Source organism: Streptomyces albireticuli (genome assembly GCF_002192455.1).
Lineage (GTDB): Bacteria > Actinomycetota > Actinomycetes > Streptomycetales > Streptomycetaceae > Streptomyces > Streptomyces albireticuli_B.
The window spans coordinates 1,887,495-1,900,242 of record NZ_CP021744.1 but is presented as its reverse complement, the minus strand read 5'-3'; the positions used below and the strand labels follow the sequence as shown (position 1 = coordinate 1,900,242).

General features: G+C 73.5%; 11 protein-coding genes. 5 read left to right on the top strand and 6 right to left on the bottom strand.

Annotated features, from left to right (window positions below):
* Positions 1–32: 32 nt before the first annotated feature.
* The 3 genes from SMD11_RS08145 to SMD11_RS08135 are packed head-to-tail and all read right to left on the bottom strand — an operon-like array spanning position 33 to position 2,363.
* Positions 33–1,157: an acyl-CoA dehydrogenase family protein gene (locus tag SMD11_RS08145; protein ID WP_234365961.1), complete on the bottom strand. Its 1,125-nt coding sequence runs from the start codon at positions 1,155–1,157 to the stop codon at positions 33–35.
* The gene (locus SMD11_RS08140) at positions 1,150–1,479 is read right to left on the bottom strand and encodes an acyl carrier protein (protein ID WP_087925803.1); all 330 of its coding nucleotides are present in this window, start codon (positions 1,477–1,479) and stop codon (positions 1,150–1,152) included. The genes SMD11_RS08145 and SMD11_RS08140 overlap by 8 nt, the downstream gene beginning before the upstream one ends.
* Positions 1,476–2,363 carry a 3-hydroxyacyl-CoA dehydrogenase family protein gene (locus SMD11_RS08135; RefSeq protein WP_324614708.1) on the bottom strand — a complete coding sequence of 296 codons (888 nt, stop codon included), beginning with the start codon at positions 2,361–2,363 and terminating at the stop codon, positions 1,476–1,478. The genes SMD11_RS08140 and SMD11_RS08135 overlap by 4 nt, the downstream gene beginning before the upstream one ends.
* Before the next feature lie 330 nt (positions 2,364–2,693).
* Here SMD11_RS08135 and SMD11_RS08130 point away from each other — a divergent pair, with 330 nt between their 5' ends.
* The 4 genes from SMD11_RS08130 to SMD11_RS08115 all read left to right on the top strand — a co-directional run bounded on the left by SMD11_RS08130 (position 2,694) and on the right by SMD11_RS08115 (position 7,888).
* Entirely contained in the window at positions 2,694–3,908 is a 1,215-nt protein-coding gene (locus SMD11_RS08130) for a macrolide family glycosyltransferase (RefSeq protein ID WP_159395263.1), read from the top strand.
* 109 nt (positions 3,909–4,017) lie between these two features.
* Complete coding sequence (locus SMD11_RS08125) at positions 4,018–4,629, top strand: dTDP-4-dehydrorhamnose 3,5-epimerase family protein (protein WP_087925801.1); 612 nt, start codon at positions 4,018–4,020, stop codon at positions 4,627–4,629.
* Between the two features lie 52 nt (positions 4,630–4,681).
* The gene (locus tag SMD11_RS08120; protein ID WP_159395262.1) at positions 4,682–5,764 is read left to right on the top strand and encodes a transaldolase family protein; all 1,083 of its coding nucleotides are present in this window, start codon (positions 4,682–4,684) and stop codon (positions 5,762–5,764) included.
* Positions 5,765–5,935: 171 nt separating this feature from the next.
* A complete protein-coding gene (locus tag SMD11_RS08115; protein WP_087925799.1) occupies positions 5,936–7,888 on the top strand; it encodes a helix-turn-helix domain-containing protein in 1,953 nt (650 codons plus the stop codon).
* 53 nt (positions 7,889–7,941) lie between these two features.
* On the opposite strand, the gene SMD11_RS08110 is transcribed toward SMD11_RS08115, so the two are convergent.
* A complete protein-coding gene (locus tag SMD11_RS08110) occupies positions 7,942–9,096 on the bottom strand; it encodes a transposase (RefSeq protein WP_159395261.1) in 1,155 nt (384 codons plus the stop codon).
* A gap of 411 nt (positions 9,097–9,507) precedes the next feature.
* Here SMD11_RS08110 and SMD11_RS08105 point away from each other — a divergent pair, with 411 nt between their 5' ends.
* A complete protein-coding gene (locus tag SMD11_RS08105; RefSeq protein ID WP_159395260.1) occupies positions 9,508–10,641 on the top strand; it encodes an acyltransferase family protein in 1,134 nt (377 codons plus the stop codon).
* Between the two features lie 90 nt (positions 10,642–10,731).
* Here the strand turns inward: SMD11_RS08105 and SMD11_RS08100 are convergent, their stop codons facing one another.
* Positions 10,732–11,151: an SgcJ/EcaC family oxidoreductase gene (locus SMD11_RS08100; RefSeq protein WP_087930358.1), complete on the bottom strand. Its 420-nt coding sequence runs from the start codon at positions 11,149–11,151 to the stop codon at positions 10,732–10,734.
* 128 nt (positions 11,152–11,279) lie between these two features.
* Positions 11,280–12,710 (bottom strand): NDP-hexose 2,3-dehydratase family protein, encoded by a 1,431-nt coding sequence (locus SMD11_RS08095; protein WP_087925796.1) that lies wholly within the window; start codon positions 12,708–12,710, stop codon positions 11,280–11,282.
* Positions 12,711–12,748: the final 38 nt, after the last annotated feature.

Genomic DNA, 12,748 nt, shown 5'->3' with positions numbered 1-12,748 from the left:
GTCGTGCGGCCGCGACGGGGCGCGGCCGGGCGTCATCCCGCGGTCGCCAACGCGTGCTGGGACAGCATCAGTTCGCAGATCTCGCTGCTGCCCTCGATGATCTCCATGAGCTTGGCGTCGCGGAGCGCCCGCGCCACCGTGTGGCCGTCGCGGGAGCCCGCGGAGGCCAGCACCTGCACCGCCCTGGCCGCGCCGCGCGCGGCGCCGGTGGCGGCGACGTGCTTGGCGAGGACGGCGGCGGTCACCATGTCCGGGCTGCCCTCGTCCCACAGGTCGCTGGCGTGCTCGCACGCCCGGCGGGCGCTCTGCTCGGCGACGAACAGCTCGGCGAGGTGCCGGGCCACGAGCTGGTGCTCGGCCAGCCGGACGCCGAACTGCTCGCGCGCCTTCGCGTGCCGGACGGCGGCGGTCAGGCAGCCGCGCAGGATGCCCGTACAGCCCCAGGCCACGGACATCCGCCCGTAGCCGAGCGCCGTGGTGACGAGCAGGGCCGGGGTGCGGTCCACCCCCTGGAGCAGGGCGTCGGCGGGCAGCCGGACCCCGTCCAGGCGGATGTCGGCGTGGCCGGCCGCGCGGCAGCCGAGCGGGTCGTCGATCCGCTCCACGCGCACGCCGGGGGCCGACGCCGGGACCACCACGGCGCCCGCGCCGTCGTCCGTGCGGCCGAAGACCACGAGCAGGTCCGCGTACGCGGCGTTGGTGGTCCACACCTTGGCACCGTCGACGACGACCTCGTCGCCGTCGCGGGTGATGCGCGTCCGCAGGGCGGACAGGTCGCTGCCCGCTCCGGCCTCGCTGAAGGCGACGGCGGCCAGTTCCCCGCCGGTGAGCCGGGGGACGAGCGCCGCCTGCTGCCCGGGGCCGGCCAGCCGGCGCAGCGTCCAGGCGGCCATGCCCTGCGAGGTCATCACGCTGCGCAGGGAGCTGCACAGCGTGCCCACGTGGGCGGTGAGTTCACCGTTGCGCCTGCTGGAGAAGGCCAGGCCGCCGTGGGCCGCCGGCGCCTGGGCGCACAGCAGGCCCTTGGCGCCGAGGCCCCGGAGGGTGTCGAGCGGTATCCGGCCCGTACGGTCCCACTCCGCGGCCCGGTCCCCGACCAGTTCGGTGAACAGCTCCTCGGGCCACAGGTCCGTCCCGCCGGCCGTCGTCTCACTCACCGGCCGTGGTCCCGGCCGAGGCGGCGGCCCGCGCCCCGCCCAGCTTGTGGACGAGCCGGACCATGGCGTCCACCGTGCGGAAGTTGTCGAGCATCAGGTCGGCGCCGCTGATGGTGACGCCGTAGGTCTTCTCCAGGTGCACGACGAGCTGCATGGCGAACAGCGACGACATCCCGCCGACGGCGAACAGGTCCTGGTCGCGCTCCCACGTCGTCCTCGTGCGGGCGGCGAGGAAGCCGAGCAGCTCGTCGGCGATGTCGCCGCCGGCCGCGTCCGGTCCCGTCCCGGTGGCGGAGCCCGCCTGGTCGGAGGTCTTGGTCATGGCGTGATCTCCTCGTATTCGTAGAATCCCCGGCCGCTCTTGCGGCCGAGCTCGCCCCGCCGGACCTTGTCCAGCAGCAGTTCGCTCGGGCGGAAGGCCTCGTCGCCGGTCCTCTCGTGCAGCACCCGGAGCGAGTCGGCGAGGTTGTCCAGGCCGATCAGGTCCGCGGTGGCCAGCGGGCCGGTGCGGTGGCCGATGCAGTGGCGCATCAGGGCGTCCACCGTCTCCGGCGCGGCCCGCCCCTCGCGCACCACCTCGATCGCGTCGTTGAGCATCCGGTGCAGCAGGCGGCTGGTGACGAAGCCCGGCCCGTCGCCCACGACGATGCCCTCGCGCCCCAGCCCGGCGAGCAGTTCCCGGACGGCCGTGGCCGCGCCGGCGCCGCTGCGCGGGCCGAGGATCACCTCCACCGTCCGGATCAGGTACGCCGGGTTCATGAAGTGCACCCCGACGAGGTCCTCGGGGTGCGGGACGGCGTCGGCCATCTCCTCGATGGGCACCCCCGAGGTGTTGCTCACCAGAAGGGTGCCGGGGCGCACCGCCGCCGCGAGTTCCGCGAGCACCGCGGCCTTCTCCTCGGGGTCCTCGGTGACCGCCTCGATCACGGCGGCCGCCCCGGCGGCGGCGTCCGGCGTCTCCGCGGTGGTCAGCTCGCCGAGCCGGCCGCCCGCGGGCAGCGCGCCCATCATCCGGGCCGTGCGCAGGTGCAGTGCGATCCGCTCGGGGGCGGTGGCGCACGCCTCGGGGGAGTGGTCGATCAGTCCGACCGGGTGGCCGTGGCCGACGGCGAGCGCGGCGATGGCCGTGCCCATGACGCCGGCGCCCACCACGACGAGCGGGTCCTTTGCGGTGTTGTCGGTGCTGTCGGTGTTGTTGTCGGTCACCGGACCTCCCTGTTCCCCGGGGCGCCGACGAAAAGGGGGGACGCCTCCGGCAAGTGCCCTCTCCCGGGCGCCATTCACAGCAACAATTCGGGATTCTCTCCCGGGGCATTCGCGTGATCCATGAATCCGGAAGGGACTGTGTCATCTCACGGCGAGGGCCGTGCCGGAGCCCGCGGGAATGGATTACGAGCAGGTCGTACGGGATTTGCGCGGCGGCCGGGAACTATGTCATCTCACGCTTGCCCTATTCCCGGGCCGCCGCTTAGCGTGCGCCCCTCCGACCCCGCCTGGGCGTCATTCACGTGGACCGCACCCTATGAAGGGTTTCGCATGGCTCATATCGCATTCTTCATCCTGCCTGTCGCCGGGCATGTGAATCCGACGCTGGGCGTGGCCGAGGAGCTGGTCGCCCGCGGGCACCGGGTGACCTACGCCCTGCCCGAGGGGATCGCGGACCGCGCCGTGCGGGTGGGAGCCGACGTCGTCACGTACCCGCTGGACAAGGAGCGGTTCCTCGCGCAGATGGTGCCCCGGCAGGACGCCGACGCCTATACGGACGAGGGTGAGTTCCTCCGGGTGCTGGAGTGGCTGCTGGACATGACCCGCGCGACGCTGCCGCTGCTGGAGCCGCACTTCGCCGCGGACCGCCCCGACGTGATCGTCAACGACCCGTCCTCGCTGTGGACGGGCCGGCTGCTCGCCGACCGCTGGGACATCCCCGTCATCCGCAGCACGCCGACCTACGCGGCGAACGAGCACTGGTCGCTGCATCCGCCCGTCGACTCGGCCGAGCCGCCGGACGACCCCGAACTGCACGAGCTGCTGGCGCGGATCGGGCGGCTGCTGGAGGAGGAGGGCGCCAAGGGTGACCTCGCCGCCTTCACCGAGGTGCTCCACGGCGGGCCCGCCCTGCTCTACATGCCGCGCTCCTTCCAGTACGCGGGCGACACCTTCGACGACCGGCACCACTTCGTCGGCCCGTGCTCGCCCAAGGCCGCCTTCCACGGCACCTGGGAGCCGCCGCTCGACGGCAAGCCGCTGGTCATGGTGAGCCTGGGCACGCTCTACAACGAGCGGCCGGAGTTCTTCCGCACCTGCGTCGAGGCGTTCCGCGACGAGCCGTGGAACATCGTCCTGGTGCTCGGCGGCGGCCTCACCCCCGAGCAGCTCGGCCCGGTGCCCGGCAACGTCCAGGTGCACGACTTCGTCCCGCACGGCGACGTGCTGCCGCACGCCTCCCTCGTGGTGAACCACGGCGGGATGAGCACGGCCATGGACGCCTTCTCGCACGGCGTCCCGGTGGTGGCGGTGCCCGTGATGCCCGAGCCGCGGGCCACGGCGCGCCGGATCACCGAACTCGGGCTCGGCGCGATGCTGCTGACCTCCGAGGTGACGGCCGGGACCCTGCGGGACACCGCGCGCCGCGTGCTGGCCGACCCCGGCGTCCACGACCGGCTGCGCGCGATGGGGGAGCGGATCCGGGAGGCCGGCGGCCCGGCCGCGGCGGCCACGGCCGTCGAGGGGCTGCTCCCGGCCGGGACCTGAGGGACGGACCGGGCGGGACGGCGGCGCGCCCGCCCCCTCGTCCGGTCTCCCCTTCGCACGTCCCTCCCCGCCGCCCGCCCACTCCGACCACCGGGATGACACACGCATCATGCGCATCACCGAAACGGCCGTCCGCGACGCGTACCGCATCGACCCGGAACCGATCCCCGACCACCGGGGGCGCTTCTACGAGGGGCTCCGCCACAGCGCGCTGCGGGCGGCCACCGGTCACGCCTTCCAGGTCAGGCAGGTCAACTTCACCGTCTCCGGGCGCAATGTGCTGCGCGGCATCCACGGCACCACGATGCCGCCCGGCCAGGGGAAGATCGTCACCTGCGTGCGGGGCGCCGTGCGCACCATGGTCGTCGACCTCAGGCTGGGCTCGCCGACCTTCGGGCACCACGACACCCTCCGGCAGGACCCGGGCTCGGGCACCGCCGTGTACCTCCCCGACGGCCTCGGCCTCGGCTACGTCGCGCTCGCCGACGACACCTGCGTGAACTACCTGTGCACGGAGGAGTACGCGCACGGCACCATCATCGACGTCGACGCCCTCGACCCCGCCCTGGCGCTGCCCTGGGACCTCGCGGAACCCCCCGTGCGGTCGGCCAGGGACGCGGCCGCCCCCACCCTCGCCGCCGCCGCGGCCGCCGGGCTGCTGCCCACGTACGAGGAGTGCCTGCGGGCGTACCGGAGGGATCCGGCGCCTCCCTCCCGCTGAGCGCGGACGGACCCACCGAAGGCTCGTACGGACCCGACCGGAGGCGAAGGATTTGAGACACCGGACCCGGCCCGCCGCCATGCTGGAGGCCGAGGGCGTCTCCCTGTGCGCGGAGGGGCTGACCCGGGAGCCGGAGTGCCCCGGGCGGCTGGCGGAGCTGATGGCCGAGACCGGCCTGTGCGGCGCCTCCTCGCGGCTCGCGGCCGTCACCGAGGGCGTCCGCAGGGGCGGCGCCTACCGGGAGCACCTGGCCGACCTGGCGGTGCGCCAGGTGCCCGTCGGCGAGGCCGTGCGCGGCCTGCTGAGCCGGGACGCGCGAGCCGCCTGCGACTCGCTGCTGGCGCTCCACCGGGACAGCGGCGGCCGCAGCGGCTGGGTGTTCGTGCCCCTGGACCCGTACGCGGGCGGCCGGCGCGCGGTGGCGGAGGCCGCGGCCACGCGCTGGGCGGTCGACCGCCCCAACCTGGTGCTCGGCACCCATCTCGCGGCCGGCGGGGCGGGGCTGATCAGTGATCTGCTGGCCCGGGGCATCGGCGTCGACGTGCGGTCGGTGTTCTCGCCCGAGCAGTTCGACACGGTCTTCGGGATGTACCTCACCGGCCTGGAGCGGGCCCGGGACGCGGGGCACGACCTCACCGGGATCCACTGCGCCGTCTCCTTCCCGCTGCGCGTACTGGACGAGACGATCGCCGCCCGGATCGGCGCCGCGGCCCGGCGGCGGGACTGGGCGGTGGCGGTCGCCCGGCTGGCGCACCACCGCCGCGAGGAGCTGATGGCCGGCACCCGCTGGCGCGCCCTGACCAGGGCCGGGGCCAGGCCGCTGCACTTCGTGTGGTCCTCCTACGGCGCGCCGGTGCCGGAGGGCGTGCGGTACATCGAGGAGCTGGTGGCCTGGAACAGCGTCTCCTCGGCGGGGCTCGACGTGCTGCGCGCGCTGGGCAGCCGCGCGGCGCTGCGCGGCGACACCGTCAGCGGCATGGAGGCGGCCTCCCGGGACGTGCTGGCCGCGCTCGGCCGCGCGGGGGTCGACATCCGGGCCGTGGGCGCGGAGTTGCAGGAGACACAGCTCGCGGCCGCCCGCGCCGAATGGACAGAGCTGCACAGGACGGTCGAGGCCGCCCTGAAGTACGTCTGACGGATTTTTCCGGCGAGCCGCGCGGAGCGAAGGCGGGCGAAAGGGAAACGGGTCCGCGAAACGGTTGCCAACGGCTCGTGTGCGGTGGCAAATTGTGCTGGACGCGTCCACCGGAGGTGTAATAACCTGTTCTTTAATTCGTAAAGTCTCGGGACGGGGGCACTCTACGGCATGAGCGGCCTGGATTCTCGTGACGAGGCGGACGGGGAAAAACAGGCGGAGGATGCTCTCGCCTTCCTCGAATTCGTCGCCCGTACCGCCCCGAGAGGCGAATACGACCGGCTCATGGCGCGGGCCGAGCGCGAGGGCGCCAGCGAGACGCGGATGCGCCGCCTGGAGCGGTTCAACCGGCTCGCCCTCACCGCCCAGTCGATGATCGAGTACCGCCGTGACCGCGAGGCCGAGCTCGCCGCCCTCGTCGACGCCGCGCACGAATTCGTCGGCGCCCGGAACGACCGGGAACTCCTCGATTCCGTCACCCGCCGCGCCCGGCTGCTCCTCAAACTGGACGTCGCCTACATCAGCCTGCACAAGGACGGCGAGGACGACACGGTCGTGCAGAGCGCCGACGGCGCCGCCGACGCCCTCACCGTGGGCTTCCGGGTCCCCTCCGGTGGCGGCCTGGGCAGCATGGTGCGCGCCCGCCGCGCCCCCTTCTGGACCTCCGACTACCTGGCCGACCCCAGCATCCCGCACGACGACGCGATCGACGACCTCGTCCGCGCCGAGGGCTTACGCGCCATCCTGGGCGCCCCGTTACGGGTGGGCGAGGACCACATGGGCGTCCTCTACGCCGCCGACCGCCAGATCCGTCACCTCACCCCCAACGAGGTGACGCTCCTCTGCTCGCTCGCCGACCTGGCCGCCGCCTCCCTGGAGCGCATACGCCAGATCGACCGGCTCCGCGAGGACAACGGCCGGCTGCGCGAGGAGGCGTGGGAGGCCCGTACGGCCCTCGCCGACACCCGGAGGGCGGCGGAGCTCCAGTCCCACCTGCTCGCCCTCGTGCTCAACGGCCGGGGGCTCGACGCCCTGTTGTCGACCGCCGCCGAGGCCCTCGGCGGCGGGGCGGGCGTCTGCGGCCCCCTCGGGGAGACCCTCGCCGAGCACGGACGGCTGCGCCGGCTCGCCCGCGCCGACGTGCGCTCCGCCTGCCGCACCGCCGCCGACACCGGCCGGCCCGTCCCCGTGCAGTCCGGATTCTGGGTGGTCCCGCTCCAACCGGGCGCCCGGGACGCCGGGTTCCTGCTCGCGGACCTCGGCCGCGAGTCCGGCCACGGCGCCGTCCCGATGCTCCTCGTCGTCTCCCGGGCCTGCGCCCTGCACCTGCGGATGCAGCGCAGCGACGCCCCCAAGGACCGCGGCTGCCAGGAGTTCTTCGACGACCTGGTCGGCGCGCCGCGCTCGCCCGAACTCCAGCGCGAGCGTGCCCTGATGTTCTCCCTGCGCTTCCGCCGCCCGCATGTCGTCCTGGTCGCCTCCGGCCCCAAGCGCCTCGGCCCCCTCTTCGAGGCCCACGCCGCGGCCTACGCCCAGGAGCGCGACGGACTGTGCAGCGTGCGCGACGGCTCCGTCGCTCTGCTGATCCCCGGTGACGACCCCGTCGCCGCGGGACAGACCGCCACCGAGGAGCTCTCCACACTGCTGGGGCACCCGGTGACCGTCGGCGCCGCCGGACCCGCCACCACCGTCGACGCCATCGGCGACGCCCACCGCGAGGCCGCGCAGTGCCTGGAGACGCTCCGCGCCCTGGGTGGTGACGGCGGCACCGCCTGCGCCTCCGACCTGGGGTTCCTCGGCATGCTCCTGGCCGAGGAGAACGACATCCCGGGCTACATCGACCAGACCATCGGCCCCGTCGTCGACTACGACACCCACCGCTTCACCGACCTCATCCCCACCCTGCGGGTGTATCTGGAGGCCGGCCGGAGCCCCACCCGCGCCGCGGAGACCCTGCGCGTCCACCCCAACACCGTGTCGCGCCGGCTGGAGCGCATCACCCAGCTCCTCGGCGAGGAGTGGCAGAATCCCGAGCGGGTGCTCGACATCCAGCTCGCCCTGCGGCTCTACCAGGTGCGCTCCGCGCTGTCCTCGCGCCGCGCCTTCCGGGCGCTGCCCGACTGACCCGGGCCGGCCCCGGCCCGGGGTGCCCGCACCCCGGGCGCCCCGGCCGGGCGTCAGACGGCGACCGGCGCCCGGAGGCACCCCGCGCCCTGCGACAGCCGCAGCGCGTGCGCGATCGACGCCAGCGTCACATGCCGGTGCCACCCCTGGAACGAACGCCCCTCGAAGTCACGCATCCCCACCCCCACGCTCACCGCCCCGAAATCGGCGTCCACCCGGTCGGTCAGCATGGCCAGCCGCAGCAGCGGGCCCCGCCCCCAGGAGGTGAGGTCGGTCAGCCACAGGTCCGCGGGGCGGCGGCGGTTGGCCCGCCACACCCCCATCAGCAGCAGCGTCCGCTGCGGCAGCAGACCGGGCAGCACCACGGGCAGCGGCGTGACGAAACTGACCGAACCATGGCACTCCACCGGGTGGCTCAGCCGCTTCACCTGTTCCATCAGCGCCTGCGCGGGGGACGTCGCGGGCCGCCTGTCGACCTGCACCCGGCCGGCGGCCGGCGCCAGCGGCAGCTCCGCCCCCACCCGCAGCATGAACGGCAGGCCCGCCGAGGTCAGCGTGCGCACCAGCGACAGCGGCGCGGCCGCCCGTGCGTCCATCACCACCGGCCGGGCCACCGTACGGGTCTCCTGTGCGATCTCCGCCACCAGGTGGACGAGTTCCTCCTCCTCGCCCCGCGTGCCGAGCGGCCGGCCCGGATCGCCGTCCGGTCCCCCGCCCAGCGTCAGATGCCAACTCACGGGGACCGACAGCGCGTCGGACGCCAGCCATAAACCGTGGCTGCGCTGGCAGGTCATCACCCGTCCCAGGTCCGGGACGAACCGCCGCCGCACACCGACCGAGTTCGCCCCGGTCTTGGACACCACCATCGGCCGCACCACCCAGGCGTCCGGGCGCAGGAAGTCGTCCGCGTAACGGGCCAGCGCCGCGCGGACCGGCCGCCAGTCCCAGGTCGACGCGGCCACGAAGTGGTGCAGGCTCTGCGCCGCGGCCCCCTCGCCCACGAAGCTGGCCAGGTTGCGGGCGGTCTTGCGGCCGCTGGCGGTGAGCAGCCCGCGGACGTACTGCTCACCCCTCCTGCGCTGGTCGGCGCGGCGCAGCGAGCCCAGCAGCTCCGCACAGGTTCCGGTGACGAGCGAATCGAAGTCCGGGTCCCCGACGGGACCGGCCGGGGAAAACGAGGGTTCAGGGTCGAACGGAGCAGTGATCATCGAGATCCCCCACAGCACTGTGAATTTCCCGGTAATGAGCTGTGGAGCAGCCTTGCGGAATTCCGGGTGCGCTCCCAGATAAGCGGATCACACTCTTCCTGCCCCTTCCGGCCACGACCGACCGTTCGGCCCGACGGCCCCTCCGGCGGCCCGGAAGGCGGTGACGAGCCCACCGGTTCCGGCCCGGAGCCGGTGATGATCCACCACATCGCGCTGCGCCGTGCCACACCGGCGCCACGTTCGGTGATATCGGGCGGTGCGTGGGAACGGCCCGGCGGATACCGCCGCCACTGTGTCAGCTATGCCTTGTCGGCCCCGGCACCCATGGCCTAGAAATCCCCGACCATCCACGCTTCGCCCGTCCCGAGGAATCCCATGCCCTTGCCGAAACACCTGCCGTCACTCGGTGGGATGCGTTTCATCGCGGCCCTCACGGTGTTCACCGCGCATATCGCCGCGCAGCCCATCTTCCGGAACTCCGAGATCAATACGAAGGCGCAGGTCCCGCTGAACGTGCTGGGCCCGTACGCGGTCTCGTTCTTCTTCATGCTCAGCGGCTTCGTCCTCACCTGGGCCGGCCTGCCCGACAAATCCCTGACCGCCTTCTGGCGGCGCCGGGTGACCCGAGCGTTCTCGCTGCACCTGCCCATGCTCCTGGTGACGCTCGCGATCGTGCTGTGGCTCCAGGAACCGAGCATGGGCCGGTCCGTGTGGGACGGGTTCCTGACCAATCTCTTCCTCGTGCAGGCGTGGTTCCCGGACTTCCACGAATACGCCAGCATGAATCCGGTGGCCTGGTCGCTCTCCGCCGAGATGCTGTTCTACGCCGCGTTCCCGTTCCTGTTCCGCGCGCTCTCCAAGGTGCGCGTCGAAAGGCTGGGGAAATGGGCGGTCTGCCTGGCCGTCGCCGTGGTGGCGGTGCCGTCCGCCGCCCTGCTGATGCCCTCGGACCCGGCGCTGCCCTGGGACGCCGGGATGCCGGAGATGCAGTACTGGTTCATCTACGTGTTCCCGCCGGTCCGGCTCATGGAGTTCACGCTCGGCATCGTCATGGCGCTGATCGTGCGGAACGGCCGCTGGTCGGGGCCGAAGCCCCCGGTCTGCGCCCTGGTGTTCGGCGCGCTGTACGCGGTCTCGTTCGCGCTGCCGGACTGGCTGGGCCGCAGCCTGGCGGTCCCGGCGGTCGCCCTGCTGCTCGGCTCGCTCGCCGCGGGCGACGTGCGCGGCGCCCGCTCGCCGCTGGCCTCGAAGACGATGGTGCTGCTGGGCGAACTCACCTTCGCCTTCTACCTCGTCCACTACCTCGTCATCCAGTACGGGCACCGCTTCCTCGGCGGCGAGCTGAGCTACTACCGCCAGTGGGACACCCCGGCCGCCACCGGCCTCACGGTGCTCGCCTTCGCGCTGAGCCTCGGCCTCGCCGCGCTCCTGCACTTCTTCGTGGAGAAGCCCGTCATGCGGACCATCGGCCGGCCGCGGCGGCCCGCCCGGCCCGCCGCCGACCCCGCCCCGCGGTCCGGCCCGACGGCGCCCGCCGCGAAGTAGCGGAGGCGGACGGGGGCCGGGAAGACGGACGTGGGGGGCGCGCCGGACGGCGCGCCCCCCACGGGTCGTTCCCCCGCCGCTACGGCGGGTTCAGCTGTTGAGGAAGGTGTTCGACCCCGCGATGATCTTCCAGCCGTCGTCCTCCCGGGAGATGACGTACAGCGGGGCGCCCTTGGGGCCCTCGACGGGCTCACCGGCCCGCGTGACCGGGGTCTGCACGACGTTCACGGCGATGACGTCGGGCCGGACGGGCAGCAGCCCGGTCACCTCGTAGCGGACGAACTGCTCGGCCAGCACCGGCAGCACGCGCCGCGCGGCCTCGGCGATGGCCTCCCGGCCCTGGCTGACGTGACCCATCGCGTTGGTCCAGGAGGCGCTCCGCGCGTACTGCTCGCCCAGGGCGTCGGCGTCGTGGGCGTTGAAGGCGTCCTCCAGCGCCTGCACGACCCCGCGCACGGCCTTCTCGACCTCGGGGGTGAGCACACTCTCCGCGCTGCCGGTAACTGACATGAGGACCACCGCTCTCCATCGACCGATACATTCCGCCGACCCCGCTCCCGGTTCCGGCACCGCCCATTCGACAACCTCGACCAAGATCGAGGTCAAGGGGATGTGACCGAACCGTCAGTAGGCGGTTCTCAGTACGCGGCGTGCGCGCAGGCGATCAGGGTGCGGAGCTCCACATTGAGGTAGTGGCCGTGCGCGAGCAGCTCCGTGAGCTGCCCGAACGTCGCCCAACGGAAGCCCGGCGGGCAGTCCACGGGCAGCTCCGGGCCGGCCTCGATCACCAGGTAGCGGGTCCGCGCGTGGTAGAAGCGGCCGCCCTCCTCCGACTGGACCGCGTCGTAGCGGATCCGGTCCGGGCCGCTGGCGCGCACGTAGTCCAGGTACGGGACAGCGGCGGCGCCGGGACCGGCCGTACGGTGCTGGACGGTCGGGCCGAACTCCGCCACGTTCAGCGTCCCGACGTCCGAGCGCGCCGCCACCAGGGCGTGCAGCACCCCGCCGATCCGCCGCACGGCCAGCGCGGCCAGCCCCTGCGAGCAGGGCCGCAGCAGCGGCTGCGTCCACGACGCCACCTCGCGCCGCTCCGCGGTGACCCCCACCGCCATGATCTCGAAGCGCCGGCCGCTGCGGTGCCGGATCGCGCTCCCGTCCCGCCGCCACCCGTCCTCGTACGCGCGCTCCAGCGGGACGCTCTGCTGGCGCAGCACTCGCAGCGCCTGGACGTCGGTGAGGCAGCTGGTGACCGCGTGCAGGTCGTGCCGCGGCGTGGGGTCCCCGTAGAAGGACCGCCGCAGCGCGGCCCCGAAGCCCTCGCCGTCGTCACCGGGCGCGGCGTGCGCGGTCGGCAGGCAGGCCAGCACGGACCGGGTGTCCATGTTGACGAGGTCGTCCTGCCGCAGCAGCCCGCGTATCTGACCCAGGGTCAGCCAGCGGAAGGAGTCGTCCGCCGGCACCTCCGCGTCGATCTCCACGACCATGTTCCGGTTGCGTTTGTGCAGGAACCAGTCGGCCTGCTCGGACTGGATCGCGTCGACCAGGACGCGCCGGCGCGGGTGCTGGATGAAGTGGTCCAGGAACGGCGTCGCGCGGCCGTGGTGCACCTCGTCGAAGTTGCTCCGGGTGGCCTGCACGGTCGGCGAGAGCTGGAGCCCGTTGACATTGCCCGGCTCCGGCTTGGCCTGCATCAGGAAGTGCAGCACCCCGTCGAACTCCCGCGCCAGGACGCCCAGCAGCCCCACCTCGGGCTGCACGATGATCGGCTGCACCCGGTCGGCAGGATCGGCGTCCGAGCTGGTGCGCAGCCCCTCGATGGAGAAGAACCGGCCCGACTCGTGCCGCAGGTCGCCGGTGCCGGGCTCGAAGTACCACCGCCGGAGACCGGCGAACGGGATCGGCTCGGCCCGGAAATGGTGCGCCCGCCCGTAGGCGGCCAGCCAGCCGGGCACGTCCGCGGTGGGCGTGACCCGGCTGTCGGGCGTGCCGGCCGAGACCCGCACCCGCTCGGCCGTGAGCCGGCGGTCGGCGTAGTCGGCCTCGGCCACCGACCCCGGTTCAGGACGCATGGCTCCCCCTGGGGCCGTACGGGCGGGGGCGCGGCCGC